This is a genomic window from Micromonospora sonneratiae (genome assembly GCF_042679305.1).
In the GTDB taxonomy this organism is placed as follows: Bacteria; Actinomycetota; Actinomycetes; order Mycobacteriales; family Micromonosporaceae; genus Micromonospora_H; species Micromonospora_H sonneratiae.
The window spans coordinates 44,167-63,327 of the sequence record NZ_JBHTMP010000027.1; the positions used below are offsets into that span (position 1 = coordinate 44,167).

A 19,161-nucleotide genomic window follows, 5' to 3' on the forward strand; every position below is an offset into this window, starting at 1 on the left:
GCTGAAGAAGTGCCGCACGGAGGCACCGTCATCGACACGGTGCTCTGGGCAGAGTTCGAGACGTTAGCGCCCCAGCGAGCCCCCCGCCTCAGCACCGCCAGCCGACGTTCCGCCGTAGCGACCGTATCAGGAGTTTTGTCGTGTCCGAGGTAAAGATCAGCGCCGAGCCCCGTACCGAGTTCGGCAAGGGTGGTGCCCGTCGTACCCGTCGGGCCGGCAAGGTGCCCGCCGTCCTGTATGGCCACGGCGAGAAGCCCAAGCACATCGCGCTGCCGGCGCGTGAGTTCGCGGCCGCCATTCGGCACGGTGGTGCCAACCAGCTCTTCGCGATCGAGATCAGCGACGGCACCCAGGCGCTCGCCCTGCCGAAGGCGATCCAGCGGGACCCGATCAAGGACACCTTCGAGCACGTCGACCTGCTGCTCGTCCGCCGTGGCGAGAAGGTCGCCGTCGAGGTGCCGGTGCAGCTCGTCGGCGAGGCGGCCACGGACACGCTGATCGTGCACGAGCACGCCAGCCTTGCCGTGAGCGCCGAGGCGACGAAGGTGCCGGACCACCTGGAGGCCTCGATCGAGGGCATGGAGGCCGGCTCGCAGGTCACCGCCGCAGACGTCAAGCTGCCGGCCGGTGTCGAGCTGACCGCCGACCCGGAGCTGATCGTCGCCGCTGTCACCGCCGCCCCGACCGCCGAGCAGCTCGCCGCTACGCTGCCCGAGGTCGAGGAGGAGCCGGTCGAGGCTGAAGAGGGTGTTGAGGGCGAAGAGGGTGCTGCCGAGGGTGAGACCGCCGAGACGGCGGAAGAGGCTGCGGAGCAGCGCGCCGAGGCCTGACCGACTACGTTCTTCGACAGGCGCTTCCGAACCATCGGAGGCGCCTGTCCAGGTTTCTGCCAGGTAGTTCAGCCGGGTGAAACTCTCGCGAGGATGTGAATGGTGACGGACGAAACGCATCCGTGGCTGGTGGTGGGGCTCGGCAACCCCGGCAAGGAGTACGCCGGTAACCGGCACAACGTCGGCTTCATGGTGGCCGATCTGCTGGCCGCCCGGCTCGGCGGCAAGTTCGGCCGGCACCGTCGGGCGGTCGCCGAGGTGACCGAGGGGCGGCTCGGCTTCGGCGGTCCGAAGCTGGTGCTGGCGAAGCCGCTGACGTACATGAACCTGTCGGGCGGTCCGGTGGCTGCGCTGGCGCAGTTCTTCAAGGTCCCGCCCGGGCAGGTGATCGCGGTCCACGACGAGTTGGACATCGGCTACGGCCAGCTACGGGCGAAGTGTGGCGGCGGCGAAGGCGGGCACAACGGACTACGTTCGATGTCCAAGTCGCTGGGGACGAAGGACTATCTACGGGTGCGGTTCGGCATCGGGCGACCGCCGGGCCGGCAGGATCCGGCCGACTACGTACTCTCCGACTTCTCTTCGGCGGAGCGCAAGGAACTGGAGTTTCTCGTCGACCGGGCGGCGGACGTGGTGGAGGCGATCGTCACTCGCGGCCTGGAGTGGACGCAGAACGCCTATCACAGCAGCTGAGCTGCTCCGATTCCGCCCCGGACGGGGTCGGGTGACCGCTGTGTCACCGCTGGCCGGCCGGTAGTCTTCCGTCAGATGTGGACCGGTTTGTCGGTCGCGGGCGGACGCCCTCACCGGTCGGTCCGGCGAGGAGGCAGGAAGTGGGCGCAATTCGTACCGGTGGGGTGGCCGTACGGCTGCCAGGAGGCCGGTGATGGTCAACCCGCCGGTGAGCGATGCGGCATTCGCCAGATGGCTGGCGGTTCGCGCGGGGCAGGCGCTGCTGACCGTCCGCGAGGAGATGGGGTACGCCGATCCCGGGGCGCTCAAGGCGGCCGGGGACAAGGTCTCGCACGACGTGCTGCGTACCGAGCTGGCCCGGTGGCGGCCGGCGGACGCGGTGCTGTCCGAGGAGGACGAGGGGTCCCGGCTGGCCTGGGCTGCCGAACTCGGGGCCGGCGCGGTCCGACGTCTCTCCGCCGACCGGGTGTGGATCGTCGACCCGCTCGACGGGACGAGAGAGTTCGCCGAGGAGGGCCGGGCGGACTGGGCGGTGCACGTCGCGCTCTGGCAACGGTCGGAGTCGAGCGGGCACGGGGTGGTCGCCGGCGCGGTGGCGCTGCCGGCCCAGCACCGGGTGCTGGCCACCGATGTCGTGCCGCCGTATCCGGTTCCGGTACGGGATGAACTGGACGGCCTGGGCGGTGTGATCCGGCTGGCGGCCAGCCGGAGCCGTCCACCGGTCTTCCTGACCGATCTCGCCGACGAGATCGGTGCGCTGCTGGTGCCGATGGGGTCGGCCGGGGCGAAGATCGCGGCGGTGATCGACGGCGAGGTCGACGCGTACGTGCATGCGGGTGGCCAGTACGAGTGGGACTCGGCGGCACCGGTCGCTGTGGCGACGGCCACGGGCCTGCATGCTTCCCGGATCGACGGATCCGCGCTGGAATACAACGGAGCCGATCCTCGGCTGCCGGACCTGTTGGTGTGTCGTACGCACCTCACCTCTCGGCTGCTTGCGGCGCTGCGCCGCCATTCGGGGTAGTCTGACGACGTCCACCCGACTTAACCAACCGGAAAGGTCTGGAATCGCATGGGTGAGCGGAGCCGACCTGGCAGCACGAGCAGGCGTTGCGTACGGAACCGAGCTGGTGGAACAGCGCGGCGTCGAACCGGTTGGGCGTCATGAGCACGCCAGCGGCCTACCGGGTCTCCCACCTGGATGCCCTCGAAGCCGAGAGCATCTTCGTGATGCGGGAGGTGGTGGCCGAGCTTGAACGGCCAGCCCTGCTCTTCTCCGGTGGCAAGGACTCGATCGTCATGCTTCGGCTGGCGCAGAAGGCATTCGCGCCAGCCAGCATCCCGTTCCCGGTGATGCACGTCGACACCGGGCACAACTTTCCCGAGGTGCTGGAGTACCGCGACCGGCGGGTGGCGGAACTCGGTCTGAACCTGGTGGTGGCCAGCGTCCCCGAGGCGCTGGCCAGCGGTCTGGTCCAGGAGCCGCCGGACGGAACCCGAAACCGGATCCAGACACCGGTGCTGCTGGCGGCGGTGGAGACGTACCGTTTCGACGCCCTGTTCGGCGGTGCCCGCCGGGACGAGGAGAAGGCCCGGGCCAAGGAACGGGTGTTCAGCTTCCGGGACGACTTCGGTCAGTGGGACCCCAAGAACCAGCGTCCGGAGCTGTGGGCGCTCTACAACGGCCGGCACCACCCGGGCGAGTCGATCCGGGTCTTCCCGCTCTCCAACTGGACCGAGCTCGACGTCTGGCACTACATCGCCCGTGAGGAACTGCCCCTACCGTCGATCTACTACGCCCATGAGCGTGAGGTGGTCGAGCGGGACGGGATGCTGTACGCGGTCAACGAGTTCCTGCCCGCCCGGGCCGGCGAGGAGATCGTCAAGGCGCGGGTCCGTTACCGGACCGTCGGGGACGCCTCGTGCACGGCGGCGGTGCGGTCCGACGCCGACACCGTGGCAAAGGTGATCGAGGAGGTCGCGGCCACCCGGATCACCGAACGTGGTGCGACCAGGGGCGACGACCGGGTCAGCGAGGCCGCCATGGAAGACCGCAAGCGGGAGGGTTACTTCTGATGACGGCTGCGACGAACACGCCCCCGGCCGGGCTGGACAAGCCCACGGCTGCGACGGACATGCCCACGGCCGCGACGGCTGCGGGCCCGGGCGGACGGGCGATGGACCTGCTCCGGTTCGCCACCGCCGGCAGCGTCGACGACGGCAAGTCGACGTTGATCGGTCGGCTGCTCTACGACACCAAGTCGCTCTTCAACGACCAGCTCGCGGCGGTCGAGGCGGTCAGCGCCGCCCGGGGTGACGAGTACACCAACCTGGCGCTGCTCACCGACGGTCTGCGGGCCGAGCGGGAGCAGGGCATCACCATCGACGTGGCCTACCGCTACTTCGCCACCCCCCGGCGGAAGTTCATCATCGCCGACACCCCGGGGCACATCCAGTACACCCGGAACATGGTGACCGGGGCGTCCACCGCCGACCTGGCGCTGATCCTGGTCGACGCCCGTAAGGGGCTGGTGGAGCAGTCCCGCCGGCACGCGTTCCTCTGCTCGCTGCTGCGGGTGCCGCACCTCGTCCTCTGCGTCAACAAGATGGACCTGGTCGACTGGTCGCAGGAGGTGTTCGAGCAGATCGCCGACGAGTTCACCGCGTTCGCCGCCAAGCTGGACGTACCGGACCTGACCGTCGTGCCGATCTCCGCGCTGCGCGGCGACAACATCGTCAGCCGGTCGGAGAACATGCCCTGGTACGAGGGCCCGTCGCTGCTGCACCACCTGGAGCACGTGCACATCGCCTCGGACCGCAACCTGGTCGACGTACGGTTTCCGGTCCAGTACGTCATCCGGCCCCAGTCGACCACGGTCACCGACTACCGGGGCTACGCCGGTCAGGTCGCCTCCGGTGTACTCAAGCCCGGCGACGAGGTGATGGTGCTGCCGTCCGGTTTCACCAGTCGGATCGCCTCGATCGAGACCGCCGACGGGCCGGTCGAGCAGGCCTTCCCGCCGATGTCGGTGACCGTACGACTGACCGACGAGATCGACATCTCCCGTGGCGACCTGATCTGCCGACCGAACAACGCCCCGGCGGCCGCCCAGGACATCGAGGCGATGATCTGCTGGATGGACGAGACCCGACCACTGCGAATCGGGGCGAAGTACGCCATCAAGCACACCACCCGGTCGGCGCGGGCGGTCGTACGTGGGCTGCACTACCGGCTCGACGTCAACTCGTTGCACCGTGACGAGGCGGCTGCCGAGTTGACGCTCAACGAGATCGGTCGGGTACGACTGCGTACGACCGTTCCGCTGCTGGCGGACGAGTACCGGCGCAACCGTACGACCGGCGGCTTCATCCTCATCGACGAGGCGACCAACCGTACGGTCGGCGCTGGGATGATCGTCGACGCCAGCTGAACCCATCTCTGCGCCGCCGACACCCGAGTTGGTCCCTGATCACGGGGATCCTGGAGAGTCAGAGGCGGGTGGCGCCCGGGCCGGGAAGTGCGGTGAACGAGACAGGTGGCGTGAACCCGTGGGCAGCACAGGCATCGGCCACCGAGGCGGCCACCCGCTCGGCGGCGTCCGCGTCGACCAGGGCGAGTACGCAGCCACCGAAGCCGCCCCCGGTCATCCGGGCACCGTACGCCCCGGCGGCCAGCGCCGCCTCGACCGCCGTGTCCACCTCGGGCACCGTGATCTCGAAGTCGTCCCGCATCGAGGCATGCGAGGCGGTCAACAGCGGCCCGATCCTGGTGGGCTGACCGGCGCGGAGCAGCTTGACCGTATCCAGCACCCGCTGGTTCTCGGTGACCACGTGCCGTACCCGGCGGCGTAGCAACGGATCGGTGAGCCGGGCGAGCGCCGGATCCAACGAAGCCGCGTCGGACAGGACGTCCCGCAGGGCGGGCACGCCCAGCGCGCCGGCCGCCGTCTCACAGGCGGTACGCCGGGCCGCGTACTCGCCGGTGACGTGCCGGTGCGGTGCCCGGGTGTCGGTCACCAGAATGGCCAGACCGGCGCTGGCCAGGTCGAACGGGATGTGTTCGACGGCCAGCGAGCGACAGTCCAGGAAGAGCGCGTGACCGGCCCGGCAGCGGATCGACGCCGACTGGTCCATGATCCCGCAGGGAATGCCGGCGTAACCGTTCTCCGCCCGCTGGGCCAGTCCGGGGCGCTCGTCGATCGGCAGGTCCAGCCCGCCGAGGTCCACCAGCGCGGTCAGCACCGCGGACTCCAGCGCGGCCGACGAGGAGAGCCCCGCTCCCAGCGGTACGTCGGAGGCGATGGCCAGCCGCGCCCCCGGCACCCGGAAACCGGCCTCGACCAGTGCCCAGACCACCCCGGCCACGTACGCGCCCCAGCCGGTGACCCGGCTGGGCAGGCCCGCCCCGGTAGCGGTGATCTCGGCAGCGGTGCCCCCCGCTGCGGTGATCTCGGCAGCGGCGAACGAGATCCGCTCACCCGACTGCTCCGACCACACCGACCACTCCTGGCCGGTGTTCGGTGCCGCCGCGACCACGGTGCGCTGGGGCAGGGCGAAGGGCAGTACGAAACCGTCGTTGTAGTCGGTGTGCTCGCCGATCAGGTTGACCCGGCCCGGGGCGGCCCACCGGCCGGCCGGCTGGTGGCCGTACTCGGAAAGGAAACCGGCGGTGGCGCGGGCCGCGACCGGTCCGGTCATGCGGCGGGCTCGCCGATGATCTGCGACCGGTAGAACGCCCAGGCGTCACCGACCATCTCGTGCAGCGCAGGCTTGGCCGGTGTCCAGCCCAGCTCCGTGTGGGCGCGGGTTGCGGAGGCCACCAGGACGGCCGGATCGCCCTCGCGGCGGGGTGCCGGCTCCACCGGCACCGGGTGGCCGGTCACCTCGCGGATCACGTCGACCACCTGCTGGTTGGAGAAGCCGTTGCCGTTGCCGAGGTTGTAGATCCGGTGTTCGCCGGGCACCGCCGCCTCCAGGGCCAGCAGGTGGGCCCGGGCCAGGTCCTCGACGTGGATGTAGTCGCGTACGCAGGTGCCGTCGACGGTCGGATAGTCCACGCCCATCATCTGCAGCTTCGCCCGGCGGCCGGCGGCCACCTCCAGCGCGATCGGGATCAGATGGCTTTCCGGGTCGTGACGTTCGCCGAGGGCGACGCCGTTTCGCAGGTACGCGCCGGCCACGTTGAAGTAGCGCAGGGACACCGAGGCCAGCTTGTAGGCGGTCGACTCGGAGGTCAGCGCCATGTCCACGGCCAGCTTCGTGGCGCCGTAGGTGCTGGTGGGTGTCTTGCCGGCGGTCTCCGGGATGGGTAGCTCGGTGGGATTGCCGTACACGGCCGCGGTGGAGGAGAAGACGAACCGGCGTACCCCGGCGGAGCGGGCAGCGTTGATCAGCGCCAGTGAGCCGACGGTGTTGTTGTCCCAGTAGAGCTCCGGCCGGACCATCGACTCACCGGCCGAGATCAGCGCGGCAAGGTGCAGTACGGCGTCGAAGCCGGCGTCCGCGGTGAGCACCTGGGCCGCGTCATGGACCCGTGCCTGGACGAACGTCGCCTCCGGGGCCAGCGCCTCGGCGTGACCGGTGCTCAGGTCGTCGAGGACGACGACCTCGTGCCCGGCGTCGAGCAGCATCCGGGTGACGACACTACCGATGTAGCCGGCGCCGCCGGTGACGAGGAGCTTCACGGTCGTCCTCTCGGTCAGTGCCTCCGGGGGATCCCGTCGGCGCTTTTTCGACCATTATCAAGCAACCCGACCGGGTCCCGGGCGGCCATGCAGCCCGCATCCGGCGACGGCGGTGTCTACCATCTACTGACATGCGGGAGTCTGGCAGTACCGGGCCCCGGCGTCGATCGCCGGGGCGTCCTCTGCGACAACCCGGGCCGGTGGCCCGGGGCGCGGCTCGGCTCGTCGTACGGAGCGCGGACGCGGCCACCCGACTGGTGACCGCCCTGCTCGGCGCGAGCCCCATCGCCGGACGTGAGCGGATCAGTGAGGCGGAGCTGCGGGACCTGGTTGCCGCGAACACCCTGCTCGATCCGGTGGAACGACGGATCATCGACGAGGTGCTGGTCGCCGGGGCGAGCCTGGTACGCGAGGTGATGATGCCCCGTACCGAGGTGGTGTTCCTCGACGTGCGGCTGACCCTGAAGGAGGCGGCCCAGATCGCCCGGGCGGAGACGCACACCCGGTATCCGGTGGTCGACGGCACGCCCGACGACGTGGTCGGCTTCGTGCATCTGCGTGACGTGCTGCTCCGGCCGGACGACGACGGACTCACCACCGTCCGGGAGATCACCCGGGAGGTGAAGTCGCTGCCCGGCAGCAAGCGGGTGCTGGCCGCGCTGACCGAGATGCGTCGGGAGCGGCACCATCTGGCGGTGGTGGTCGACGAATACGGCGGTACGGCTGGGATCGTGACCCTCGAAGACCTGATCGAGGAGTTGGTCGGCGAGATCCACGACGAGTACGACGACGCCGTTTCGGACCCGGTGGGCGGGGGACTGCCCTCGGTCGTGGACGGCCGGCTCAACCTCTCCGACTTCGCCGAGCGGGCCGGCTTCTCGCTACCGGCCGGCCCGTACGAGACGGTCGGCGGCTTCGTCATGGCCGCCCTGGGCCGGTTGCCGGCCAGCGGCGACGAGGTCTACGTGCTGGGTGACGAGGTGCGGGTGCTGGGTGGCCCGGTGGACCCGACGGACCCCGGGATGGCGTCGTCGGCCCCGGTCGTCGGCGGGTCGGCTCCGCTGCCGGGTGACGCCTTGCTGCCGGGTGACGCCTCGTTGCGGGTGTCGGTCGGCCCGCAGCCGCCGGTGACGGCCGATCCGCCGGTGCCGGTGCTGACGGGGGCACAGCCATCGCCGGTCGGCAGCCCGATGGACGGGCGTGATCCCGGTGCCGGTTGGGTGCTGCGGGTGTTGAGTCTGGACGGCCGCCGGGTGGCCCGGGTCGGTATCTCACCAGCCCAACTCCCGGAACAGAGAAGGAGCCCTTCCGTGCCACCGGCCGCAGTCGAGGAGGGGCGGCCGGCCTGACAGTTGGCTGATCAGGCTGTCGACAGATGACCGGCCAGCCGGTGCGGCTACTTCTCGCGGATACGGGGTCGTTACACGGCGCACCGGAGCTGCTGTCAGAATTGCCGGCATGTCCGACGCTCCTGCCCGGCCCCGGGTGCTCTCCGGCATCCAGCCCACCGCCGACTCGTTCCACCTGGGCAACTACCTGGGCGCGGTGCGCAACTGGGTGACGATGCAGGAGACGCACGACACCTTCTACTGCGTGGTCGACCTGCACGCGATCACCGCTGGTCACGACCCGGTGGTGTTGCGACGGCGTACCCGGGTGGCGGCTGCCCAGCTGCTGGCCGTCGGATTGGACCCGGAGAAGTGCACACTCTTCGTCCAGTCGCAGGTGCCTGAGCACGCCCAGTTGGCCTGGGTGTTGAGCTGCCTCACCGGCTTCGGCGAGGCCAGCCGGATGACCCAGTTCAAGGACAAGTCCGCCAGGCAGGGCGCGGAACGGGCCAGCGTCGGACTGTTCACCTACCCGATCCTGCAGGCCGCCGACATCCTTCTCTACCAGGCGGACGCGGTGCCGGTCGGTGAGGACCAGCGTCAGCACCTGGAGCTGACCCGGGACCTGGCCCAGCGCTTCAACACGCTGTTCGGTGCGACCTTCACCGTGCCGGAGGCGTACATCGTCCGGGACACCGCGAAGATCACCGACCTACAGGACCCGACCAGCAAGATGTCCAAGTCTGCGTCCTCCCCGGCGGGCATCATCGAGCTGCTGGACGACCCGGCCCGGTCAGCCAAGAAGATCAAGTCGGCGGTCACCGACACCGGACGCGAGATCCTCTTCGATCCGGAGCAGAAGCCGGGCCTGTCGAACCTGCTGAAGATCTACTCGGCACTCAGCGGACGTACGATCGACGAGCTGGTCGAGGCGTACGTCGGCAAGGGCTACGGCGACCTCAAGAAGGACCTGGCCGGGGTGTTGGCGGACTTCGTCCGGCCGATCCGGGAACGGACCACCGGGTTCCTCGACGATCCGGCGCAGTTGGACAAGCTGCTGTCGATCGGTGCGGAGAAGGCCCGCGCCGTCGCCTCGACCACCCTGCGGGCCACGTACGACCGGATCGGTTTCCTCGCGGAGGCGAGGAACGGTTGACGCGGTCTCGCGGAGGCGGGGAACGGTTGACGCGGTCTCGCGGAGGCGGGGAACGGTCTCGCGGTCTCGCGGAGGCGCGGAACGGTCTCGCGGTCTCGCGGAGGCGCGGAACGGCTGGTGCGGCCCTGCGGAGGCGGGGAACGGCCGGTGCGGATTCCGGCAACCGGCGGCATCGACCGTGCCTAGTGGCCGGTGGAACGGTTAGCGTGGGTTGTCGACGGGCAACAATCGGTGGGGTGATCGGAAGGTGGATCGCACGGACGGGTCGCCGGGGGTCGAGAGCGCGATGACGCAGATCGGCATCGCGGTGGACATTCCCGAACCGTGGGGCGAGTTCCTGACTCGTCGCCGGGCAGCGGCGGGCGATCCACGGGCTGCCGACGTACCAGCGCATCTGACGCTGCTCGGGCCGACCGAGATCCCACCGGACAGTCTGCCCGAGGTGGAGGAACATCTCACCGCAGTGGCGGCCAAGCACCTGCCGTACACCCTGCACCTGCGTGGCACCGGCACCTTCCGTCCGGTGACCGAGGTGGTCTTCGTCGCGGTCGCGGCCGGTATCAGCGAATGCGAGAGGCTGGCTACGGCGATCGGCTCGCTGCCCGTACTGCGGCGGGAGCACCGCTTTCCCTACCACCCCCATGTCACGGTCGCCCAGGACGTGGCACCGGAGGCGCTGGACCGGGTGTACGACGAACTCGCCGGGTTCTCCGCGTTGTTCGAGGTGACGGCGTTCACCCTGTTCTCGCACAGTGGACAGGCCCGCTGGCAGCCTCGGCGCGACTTCCTACTTGGTGAATGACACGCTGCTGACCATCAGAGAGGATGGCGGCGTGAATGCGTTCGGCCGGGCGGCGTCCGGTCTTGTCGACCGACTGGCGGCGGCCCGCCGACGGTCTCCGGCCTTCGACCACTTCTGGCGGGCGCTGGGACGCTACAGCGAGGTCCTGGGTGGGCGGCTGGCTGCGGCGATCGCCTACTACGGCTTTTTCGCGGTATTCGCGCTCGGCCTGGTGGCGTACTCGATCTTCGGGGTGATCCTGGAGGATGCCGACGAGATCAGCTTTGCGGTCTCGGACTTCCTCAACCAGAACCTGCCGTTCCTCGAACCGGAGCAGATCCAGGAGAGCAGCGGCAAGGTCGGGGTCGTCGGCCTGATCCTGCTGGTGGTTACCGGGGTGGGCTGGGTGGAGGCGATCCGGTCGTCCCAGCGGTTGGTCTACGACATGGTGCAGCAGCCGGGCAACCCGTTGATCCGGTGGCTGGTCGACGCTGCGGTGCTGGTCGGTGTCTTCCTGCTGCTGGGTCTGTCGTTGGCGGCGATCGACACGCTGGAGTCGTTGCTGCGTTGGCTGCTCAGTAGTACCGGATCGATCGGGGTGATGGTCACCAGTTGGCTGTTGAGCATCCTGGTCAACGTGGTGCTGGCCACGGCGCTGCTGGTCGCGGTGCCCCGGCTCCGGATGACCGTACGGCGACTGCTGCCGTCGGTCCTGCTGGTCGCGCTCGGTATCACCCTGCTCAATACGGTCGGCCGCTTCTTCGTCGTACGGACCGAACGGAACCCGGCGTACGCGGTGGTGGCCGGTGCAGTCGGCCTGCTGCTCTACCTGTACCTGCTCAACCAGCTGTTGATTTTCGGCGCGGCGTTGGCGGCGACCAGTCGGCACGGCCGGGTCGTCGACCTGTCGACGGGCCGCCGACCCGCGCCACCGCTCGATACCGACGCGACCGAGCGGTGAGATCAGTCCTGACGCCAGCAAAAGGTGGCAATTGGGGTAATTGTTACTGATCGCCGGGGTCTGCCGGCAATGATTACTGCGTGGGCGCACTCGTGACGTTGGAGCTGCCGGAAGGCTCGCCGCTGCTGGAACTGCCGTGGATCATCACCTTCGGTCCGATCGGTGAGGACGACGAGTGGGAGCCGGTGGTCTGCGGGCCGTACGAGCGGCCACACGCCTTGGCGCTGGCCGAGTCCGTGGTCGCCGACGAGGAGTTGATGGCGGTCGTCGAACCGTTGCTACCTGCCGTGTCGGCCGACGAGATCCGGGGCGAGATCGTATCGGCCCGGACTGCCGCCGAGGACGAGTTGGCGCGGGTGGAGACCGCCGACCTCTACGGTGACTTCGAGGACACCCTCGACGAGGAGCTCGAAGCGGCGGGCGAGGAGGTCTCCGGCCCGGTGACCCTGCCGCCGAGCGAGCAGGAGCTGCGGGCCGGGTTCGCCCGGATCGCCGCCCGGCTGCCGGTACCAGAGGGATGATCACGCGCCGTGCCGGAGGGATGACCACGCGCCGTGCCGGAGGGATGATCACGCGCCGTGCCGGAGGGATGAACCACGCGGCGTGGTGATCCGGCCCGGCCGGCCCAGCCGCCCGTCGGCCCGGAATCCGGCCCAGCCGCCCGTCGGCGCGGAGCACAACGAACGGCCGGGCAGTTGCGGATTACCCGAGTTGTGGCCGTTCGAACCATGCCGCCGCGTCGACCGGCAACATCGGCTCCCCGTCCTGTTGGCCCAGTGGCGCACTGGCGACGATCGAGTTGCCGTACCCGGCGACCTGGATCGGAGCGTCGCTGAAGTTGACCACGCACACCAACTCCGGTGATCCGGGAGCGTCCGCCGTCCGGGTGAAGGCCAGCACGCCGGGCTCGGCTGGCAACCAGGTCAGGCTGCCCGTACCGGTGTCTTCGATGGTCAGTGCCGGATGTGCCCGGCGGATGTGCAGCGCCGCGCGGTACAGCTCCAGCGTCGAGGCAGGGTCGCCGGTCTGGGCGGCCACCGACAGCTTCGCCCAGGTCGTGGGGGCGGGCAGCCAGGACGACTCGCACCCCTGCGGGCCGAAGCCGTACGGGGGCAGATCGCCACTCCAGGGCAGCGGCACCCGGCAGCCGTCCCGGGTCTGGCCGGTCCGCAGGAAGGCCGGGTCCTGACGCAGCTCGTCGGGAAGGTCGAGCACCTCCGGCAGGCCGAGTTCCTCGCCCTGGTAGAGGTAGGCGCAACCGGGCAGGGCCAGCATCAGCAGGGCGGCGGCCCGGGCCCGGCGCAGCCCGACCGGCCCGTCGCCGTACCGGGTGACGTGCCGCGGCTTGTCGTGGTTGGACAGCACCCAGGTGGTCGGCGCGCCCACGATGGTGGACTCGGCCAGCGCGGTGTCGATGACCTTGTGGAACGAGTCGGCCGACCAGGTGGCGTCCAGGAAGTCGAAGCTGAAGGCCTGGTGCAGCTCGTCCGGGCCGATGTAGCGGGCCAGCCGTTGCGGGGTCTCGGCCCATGCCTCGGCGACGGCCATCCGACCGCCCGGGTAGCTGTCCAGGATCGGCCGCCAGGCGCGGTAGATGTCGTGCACCTCGTCCTGGTCGAAGTAGGGCAGCCGACCGCGGCCGAGCAGCGCGATCTGGGGTGACCCGTCAGCGGAGGTACGACCGACGTCCGGCAGCCCCTCCGCCTTGATCATGCCGTGCGCCACGTCGATCCGGAACCCGTCCACGCCCCGGTCCAGCCAGAACCGCAGGATGTCCTCGAACTCGGTGCGTACCTCCGGGTTGCGCCAGTTGAGGTCGGGCTGGGCCGGGTCGAACAGGTGCAGGTACCACTGTCCGTCCGGTACCCGGGTCCAGGCCGGGCCGCCGAAGATGGACTCCCAGTCGTTGGGGGGCAGTTCGCCGTTCTCGCCCCGACCGTCGCGGAACAGGTAGCGCTCACGTTCGACCGAGCCGGGTGCGGCGGCCAGCGCCTCGACGAACCACGGGTGCGCGTCGGAGGTGTGGTTCGGCACGATGTCCACGATGATCCGCAGGCCCAGCGTGTGCGCGGTGCCGATCATCGCGTCGAAGTCGGCGAGGTTGCCGAAGATCGGGTCGATGTCCCGGTAGTCGGCCACGTCGTACCCGCCGTCGACCATGGGCGACCGGTAGAACGGGGTCAGCCAGAGCGCGTCCACCCCGAGGTCACGCAGGTACGGCAGGCGGTCCCGGATGCCGTTCAGGTCACCGCTGCCGTCCCCGTCGGAGTCGGCGAAGCTGCGTACGTACACCTGGTAGACGACCGCCGACCGCCACCAGTTGGCATCGGTGTCGGACGGTGGCGCAGTGCTGGCGGTGCTCATGGTTGCCTTCCCCGTTCTGCTGGGACCGGAATCGACGGGCCGGAATCGGACGCCAGAGCAGAATGCCGGGGCTGCTTTGCAAGAGTCAAGCATTCCTTGCGCAAGAAATTTCGGAACCTAGGCGGGTACGGCGACCGAGGTCGGTCTCGCGTCCGAATCCGGCCCGCTGACCGCTCCGGTCGCCGGCCGGGTGGGTGCGATGGCGGTGGATCCCCGGACGACCAGTTCGGGCCGGAAGACGTACTCGGAATGGGGGGCACCGTGGCCGTGGATCTCGTCGACCAGCGCCCGTACGGCCGCTACCGCCATCGATGTCACCGGCTGCCGCATCGTGGTCAGCGGCGGGTCGGTGAAGGCGATCAGCGGTGAGTCGTCGTAGCCGACCACGGAGAGGTCGGCCGGCACCGACAGCCCCCGGTGCCGGGCGGCCCGGATGGCGCCGAGTGCCATCAGATCGGAGCCGCAGACCAGGCCGGTCACACCCCGGTCGAGCAGTCGGCCGGCAGCTGCCTCGCCACCCTCCACACCGAACAGGGACAGCTCGGTCAACTCGTCGAGTTCCGCGTCGTCGATGCCGACCAGCCGGCGCATCGCGGCCGTGTAACCAGCGAGTTTGCGCTGTACGGGGATGAACCGGGAGGGGCCGGTGATCAAACCGATCCGCCGGTGTCCCAACGCGACCAGGTGTGCCACGGCCAACTCGCCGGACTCCCGGTCGTCGCAGGAGACGAACGGGGCCGGGATGCCGGGCACGTATCCGTTGATCATCACGATCGGCAGCGGTCGGGCCAGCAGGGTGCGGTAGCGCTCGTGGTCCGCGGTGGTGTCGGCGTGCAGACCCGAGACGAAGACGATGCCGGAGACCTGTCGATCGAGCAGCATCTCCACGTACTCGTCCTCGGTCACCCCGCCGGGCGTCTGGGTGCAGAGCACCGGGGTGTAGCCGGCCTGGGCCAACGTCGACTCGATGGTCTGGGCGAAGGCCGGGAAGATCGGGTTGTCCAGTTCCGGCACCACCAACCCGACCAGTCCGGCACTGCGTTTGCGCAGCCGGGCCGGCCGCTCGTAGCCGAGGACATCGAGCGCGGTCAGCACAGCCTGGCGGGTCTCCGGAGCCACCCCGGGCCGGTCGTTGAGCACCCGCGACACCGTCGCCTCGCTGACCTGAGCCTGTTGGGCGATGTCGGACAGTCGTGCACGCATGGCGGAACCTTAACCCAGAAGCAACTTCTTACGCAGGGTCCCTGCAAGGTCTTCCAAATCTTGAAACCTCTTGCTAGCGTCCCGGAAACATCCGGGAGTGCTGGCGCGGGTTTCCGGCGTCGGTTGGCAAGAACATCCAAAGATCTCTGGTTGAGCCGTCCCGGCGGCCGCCACGACGACGGGAGTATCGATGCGCATCCGTACTGCGGGTGTCGTCGCCGGGCTTGCCCTGGTGCTGGCCGCCTCCGGCTGCGGCGGAGGCGACGAGCCGGCCGCCAAGAACTCGGCCAAGGCCGACGGCGGCAAGCTGGTGATCTGGGCCGACGACAAGCGTTCCGCCACCCTGAAACCGTTCGCTGAGAAGTTCGGCCAGGCCAACGGCGTGACCGTCGAGGTACAGGCGGTCTCCAAGGACCTCCAGACCAACTTCGTCACCGCCTCCCAGCAGGGCAGTGGCCCGGACGTTGTGGTCGGCGCGCACGACTGGATCGGCAACCTGGTGCAGAACGGCGCGATCGAGCCGGTGCAGCTCTCCGCCGCGCAGAAGGGCGGGTTCAACGAGATCGCCATCAAGGCCACCACGTTCAACGGGCAGCTCTACGGCGTCCCGTACGCGATGGAGAACGTGGCCCTGATCCGCAACACCGAGCTGGCCCCCGAGGCGCCGAAGACGATCGAGGACCTCGTCGCGGCCGGCAAGAAGCTCCAGGCGGAGAAGAAGGTCAGCGAGATCCTGTGCGTCCAGGTGGGGCAGAACGGGGATTCCTACCACGTCTACCCGTTCTACACCTCCGGCGGTGGCTACCTCTTCGGCACCACGGCCAACGGTGACTACGACCCCAAGGACCTGGGCGTCGGCAAGCCCGGGTCGATCGCTGCCTTCGAGAAGATCAAGGCGCTGGGCGAGAAGGGCGCGGGCGCGTTCAAGCGGTCGATCACCGGAGAGAACTACAGCGCCACCTTCACCAGCAAGAAGTGCGCCTACATGATCTCCGGGCCATGGGCGATCACCGACGTCAAGAAGGCCAACATCAAGTACGACATCTCGCCGGTTCCGGGCTTCGCCGGGGGTAAGGAAGCCCAGCCGTTCGTCGGCGTGCAGGCGTTCTACGTGGCGGCCAAGGGCAAGAACAAGGCGCTGGCCCAGGAGTTCGTGGCCAACTACACCACCCAGCCGGATCTCGCGGTGGCGCTCTACAACGCCGAGCCCCGTCCGCCGGCGCTGACGGCCGCTCTCGACCAGGTCAAGGGCAACGACCCGGACCTGGCCAAGTTCCTGGAGGCCGGCAAGAACGGGCACGTCCTTCCGGCCATCCCCGCGATGGCCGCCATCTGGGACCCGTTCGGCAAGGCGGAGGCGGCGATCGTCGGTGGTGCCGACGTGACCGCCACCATCAGCGCTGCCGCCAAGGCCATCTCGAGTCAGATCAAGTAGCGGCAGCGCGAGCTTAGCGAGCCGATGCCATGAGTACGCAGGTTGCCGGTGAGGGGTCCGGAAACGGGACCCCCCACCGGGGACCGGCCCACCGACGCCGGTCCGAACACGACAACGCAACCGTCGACGAATTCGACAGCGCAGCCGAGGTGGGCAGCGGGTCCGGCGACGGCCGCAGGTCCGGACGGGGGCGGTCCGGTGGTGCCCGTCCGGTCACGACCGCCGATCGTCCGGTGACCATCGGCGGCCTGGTCGCCAAGGTGGTACTCCTGGGCCTGACCGCCGGTATCGCGATCTGGGCCGCCGTACCACTGGTCGAGGCGGACGCCTGGATCGGGCTGGCCGTGCTGACCGTCGGCACGGCAGGTCTGCTCTACCTCTACCTGACCCGCCGGCACATACCCGCGAAGTACCTCGTCCCGGGCACCCTCTTCCTGCTGGCCTTCCAGGTCTTCCCGGTGCTCTACACGGCCAGTACGGCGTTCACCAACTTCGGCGACGGGCACCGGGGCAGCAAGCAGGACGCCATCGTCGCCATCCAGACGTCGTCGGTGACCCAGGTGCCGGGCTCCACCGAGTACGCCCTGTCGGTCGCCACGGTCGGCGACCCGGCCACCGGCCCGCTGGTCTTCCTGGTCACCGACCCGGTCACCGGGGCCGTATCGGCCGGCGACGCACGCGGGCTGCGCCAACTCGCCGCCGCCGACGTGACCGTCGGTGTGGGCGGAAAGGTCACCGCCGCCACCGGCTACACCCTGCTCAACTTCGGCCAGGTGAACGCCCGCAGCCAGGAGGTCACCGACTTCGCGGTACCCACCGCGCAGGGGGCGATCCGGTCCAGCGGTCTGTCCCGCGCCTACGAGGGCAAGGCCATGCGGGCGTACGACGCCGACTGCGACTGCGTACGCGACACCGTCAGCGGCAGGACCTGGACGGCGGACGAGGACCTCGGCGCGTTCGTGGCCGCCGACGGGGAGCGACTGATCCAGGGCTGGCAGGTAAACGTCGGATTCAGCAACTTCGCCCGACTGGTCACCGATGCCGGCATCTCCGGCCCGTTCCTCAGCACCCTGGTCTGGAACCTGGCCTTCGCCGTCGCCTCGACCGGCGGCACCTTCGTGCTCGGACTGCTCTGCGCCCTGGCCCTGCACTCGCCCCGGGTACGGGGACGCAACGTCTACCGGGTGCTGCTGATCCTGCCGTACGCCATGCCGGCCTTCGCCATGTTGCTGATCTGGCGGGACATGTTCAACACCGACTTCGGCCTGATCAACAACCTGTTCGGGTTGAACGTGGACTGGTTCGGGCAGAAGTGGTCGGCCCGGCTGGCGGTGATCGGTGTGCAGCTGTGGCTGGGCTACCCGTACATGTTCCTGGTCGCCACCGGTGCGTTGCAGGCCATCCCCCGGGAGTTGACCGAGGCCAGCTCGATCGACGGCGCCTCCCCGTGGCAGTCGTTCCGCCGGGTCACCCTGCCGTTGCTGCTGGTCGCGCTCTCACCGTTGCTGATCTCGTCGTTCGCCTACAACTTCAACAACTTCAACGCGATCCACCTGACCGCCGAGGGCGGTCCGTTCCCGGCCGACAACCCGAGCGTGGGGGCGACCGACCTGCTCATCACCTATACCTACCGGCTGGCCTTCGGCGCGGCCGGCGCCCAGTACGGCTTCGCGGCGGCAGTCTCGATCTTCATCTTCACCCTGGTCGCGATCATCTCCGCGGTCAGCTTCCGGCGTACCCGGCAACAGGAGGAGGTGTACGCATGAGCACCGTCGACTCGTCACGGACCCGGCGTGGTCGGTGGCTGACCCGGGTCGGCTGGCGGCATCTGGTGGGGCTGCTGGCCGTGGCGTTCTCGCTCTTCCCGATCGTGTTCGTCGTCTCCGCCGCGATCAATCCGTTGGGCACGCTCTCCTCGACCGAGCTGCTGCCGACCGGGGCGTCGCTGGACAACTTCGCCAACCTCTTCGGCGACACCGAGTTCGGCCGCTGGTTCCTCAACTCGGTGCTTATCGCCGGGCTGGCGTCGGCGGCGTCGGTGTTCCTGTCCGCGCTGGCCGCGTACGCCTTCTCCCGGATGCGGTTCCGGGGCCGGCGGGTGGGTCTGCTCGCCCTGCTGCTGATCCAGATGTTCCCGCAGTTCCTGGCGATCGTGGCGATCTTCCTGATCTTCACGAAGGTCACCGACCTCTGGCCGGGAATCGGCTTCAACACCCCGTGGGGTCTGATGCTGCTCTATCTCGGGACCGCGCTGGGCGTGAACACCTGGCTGATGAAGGGGTTCTACGACACGTTGCCCCGGGAACTCGACGAGTCGGCCACGATGGACGGGGCGAGCCATGTCCAGGTGTTCTTCCGGATCATGTTGCCGCTGGTGTCACCGATCCTGGCGGTCACCGGCCTGCTGGCCTTCATCAGCACGATCAACGAGTTCCTGATCGCCAACGTCTTCCTCACCGACACCGGGAGCAAGACGCTTGCCGTCGGCATGTACGGACTGGTGGCCGGCGAACGGAACAACAACTTCGGCATCTTCGCCGCCGGCACGCTACTGACCGCGGTCCCGACCGTGCTGGTCTTCCAGTTCCTACAGCGCTACATCGTTTCCGGACTGACCGCTGGTGCGGTCAAGGGGTGAAAGCGGAGGGGTGGTCCAGGTGGGTCTGCCACAACCTGAGTGGTCGAGCCCGAGTGTCCGGCAGGCCGGGTGGTCGAGCCCGAGTGTC

The 19,161-nt window shown here is 69.2% G+C and carries 17 protein-coding genes and 1 pseudogene; 14 read left to right on the top strand and 4 right to left on the bottom strand.

The window, feature by feature from the left end; genetic code table 11:
* Window positions 1-140: 140 nt before the first annotated feature.
* The 5 genes from ACFQ4H_RS18445 to cysN all read left to right on the top strand — a co-directional run bounded on the left by ACFQ4H_RS18445 (window position 141) and on the right by cysN (window position 4,954).
* On the top strand, window positions 141-830 hold the full coding sequence (locus ACFQ4H_RS18445; protein ID WP_377572225.1) for a 50S ribosomal protein L25/general stress protein Ctc: 690 nt from the start codon (window positions 141-143) through the stop codon (window positions 828-830).
* Between the two features lie 102 nt (window positions 831-932).
* On the top strand, window positions 933-1,523 hold the full coding sequence (gene pth / locus ACFQ4H_RS18450) for an aminoacyl-tRNA hydrolase (protein ID WP_377572263.1): 591 nt from the start codon (window positions 933-935) through the stop codon (window positions 1,521-1,523).
* A 193-nt stretch (window positions 1,524-1,716) separates the two neighbouring features.
* Complete coding sequence (locus ACFQ4H_RS18455) at window positions 1,717-2,547, top strand: inositol monophosphatase family protein (RefSeq protein WP_377572226.1); 831 nt, start codon at window positions 1,717-1,719, stop codon at window positions 2,545-2,547.
* A gap of 140 nt (window positions 2,548-2,687) precedes the next feature.
* A complete protein-coding gene (gene cysD, locus ACFQ4H_RS18460) occupies window positions 2,688-3,599 on the top strand; it encodes a sulfate adenylyltransferase subunit CysD (RefSeq protein WP_377572227.1) in 912 nt (303 codons plus the stop codon).
* 59 nt (window positions 3,600-3,658) lie between these two features.
* Window positions 3,659-4,954: a sulfate adenylyltransferase subunit CysN gene (cysN, locus tag ACFQ4H_RS18465; RefSeq protein ID WP_377572264.1), complete on the top strand. Its 1,296-nt coding sequence runs from the start codon at window positions 3,659-3,661 to the stop codon at window positions 4,952-4,954.
* Window positions 4,955-5,012: 58 nt separating this feature from the next.
* On the opposite strand, the gene galK is transcribed toward cysN, so the two are convergent.
* Window positions 5,013-6,221, bottom strand: a complete 1,209-nt coding sequence (gene galK, locus ACFQ4H_RS18470) for a galactokinase (protein WP_377572228.1) — start codon at window positions 6,219-6,221, stop codon at window positions 5,013-5,015.
* Window positions 6,218-7,207 (bottom strand): UDP-glucose 4-epimerase GalE, encoded by a 990-nt coding sequence (gene galE / locus ACFQ4H_RS18475; protein WP_377572229.1) that lies wholly within the window; start codon window positions 7,205-7,207, stop codon window positions 6,218-6,220. The genes galK and galE overlap by 4 nt, the downstream gene beginning before the upstream one ends.
* 131 nt (window positions 7,208-7,338) lie before the next feature.
* Here galE and ACFQ4H_RS18480 point away from each other — a divergent pair.
* The 6 genes and pseudogenes from ACFQ4H_RS18480 (at window position 7,339) to ACFQ4H_RS18500 (ending at window position 11,954) form a co-directional block, all read left to right on the top strand.
* A pseudogene (locus tag ACFQ4H_RS18480) lies at window positions 7,339-8,338 on the top strand (hemolysin family protein).
* Window positions 8,335-8,556: a hypothetical protein gene (locus tag ACFQ4H_RS34930; RefSeq protein WP_449289026.1), complete on the top strand. Its 222-nt coding sequence runs from the start codon at window positions 8,335-8,337 to the stop codon at window positions 8,554-8,556. Before ACFQ4H_RS18480 ends, ACFQ4H_RS34930 begins: the two are co-directional and overlap by 4 nt.
* A 109-nt stretch (window positions 8,557-8,665) precedes the next feature.
* Window positions 8,666-9,691 carry a tryptophan--tRNA ligase gene (trpS, locus tag ACFQ4H_RS18485; protein WP_377572230.1) on the top strand — a complete coding sequence of 342 codons (1,026 nt, stop codon included), beginning with the start codon at window positions 8,666-8,668 and terminating at the stop codon, window positions 9,689-9,691.
* 286 nt (window positions 9,692-9,977) lie between these two features.
* Window positions 9,978-10,493, top strand: a complete 516-nt coding sequence (locus ACFQ4H_RS18490; RefSeq protein ID WP_377572265.1) for a 2'-5' RNA ligase family protein — start codon at window positions 9,978-9,980, stop codon at window positions 10,491-10,493.
* A gap of 31 nt (window positions 10,494-10,524) precedes the next feature.
* Window positions 10,525-11,433, top strand: coding sequence for a YihY/virulence factor BrkB family protein (locus ACFQ4H_RS18495; RefSeq protein ID WP_377572231.1), 909 nt, complete (start codon window positions 10,525-10,527; stop codon window positions 11,431-11,433).
* 80 nt (window positions 11,434-11,513) lie between these two features.
* Window positions 11,514-11,954 (top strand): hypothetical protein, encoded by a 441-nt coding sequence (locus ACFQ4H_RS18500; protein ID WP_377572232.1) that lies wholly within the window; start codon window positions 11,514-11,516, stop codon window positions 11,952-11,954.
* 181 nt (window positions 11,955-12,135) lie between these two features.
* On the opposite strand, the gene ACFQ4H_RS18505 is transcribed toward ACFQ4H_RS18500, so the two are convergent.
* Window positions 12,136-13,797 (bottom strand): glycoside hydrolase family 13 protein, encoded by a 1,662-nt coding sequence (locus ACFQ4H_RS18505; protein ID WP_377572233.1) that lies wholly within the window; start codon window positions 13,795-13,797, stop codon window positions 12,136-12,138.
* 117 nt (window positions 13,798-13,914) lie between these two features.
* Window positions 13,915-15,000 carry a LacI family DNA-binding transcriptional regulator gene (locus ACFQ4H_RS18510; protein WP_377572234.1) on the bottom strand — a complete coding sequence of 362 codons (1,086 nt, stop codon included), beginning with the start codon at window positions 14,998-15,000 and terminating at the stop codon, window positions 13,915-13,917.
* 190 nt (window positions 15,001-15,190) lie between these two features.
* Here ACFQ4H_RS18510 and ACFQ4H_RS18515 point away from each other — a divergent pair, with 190 nt between their 5' ends.
* Genes ACFQ4H_RS18515 through ACFQ4H_RS18525 form a run of 3 tightly spaced genes read left to right on the top strand, consistent with a single transcriptional unit; the run spans window position 15,191 to window position 19,073 of the window.
* Window positions 15,191-16,435, top strand: coding sequence for a sugar ABC transporter substrate-binding protein (locus ACFQ4H_RS18515; RefSeq protein ID WP_377572235.1), 1,245 nt, complete (start codon window positions 15,191-15,193; stop codon window positions 16,433-16,435).
* Window positions 16,436-16,464: 29 nt separating this feature from the next.
* Window positions 16,465-18,201, top strand: a complete 1,737-nt coding sequence (locus ACFQ4H_RS18520; RefSeq protein WP_377572236.1) for an ABC transporter permease subunit — start codon at window positions 16,465-16,467, stop codon at window positions 18,199-18,201.
* Complete coding sequence (locus ACFQ4H_RS18525; RefSeq protein ID WP_377572237.1) at window positions 18,198-19,073, top strand: sugar ABC transporter permease; 876 nt, start codon at window positions 18,198-18,200, stop codon at window positions 19,071-19,073. The genes ACFQ4H_RS18520 and ACFQ4H_RS18525 overlap by 4 nt, the downstream gene beginning before the upstream one ends.
* The last annotated feature ends 88 nt before the right edge of the window (window positions 19,074-19,161 follow it).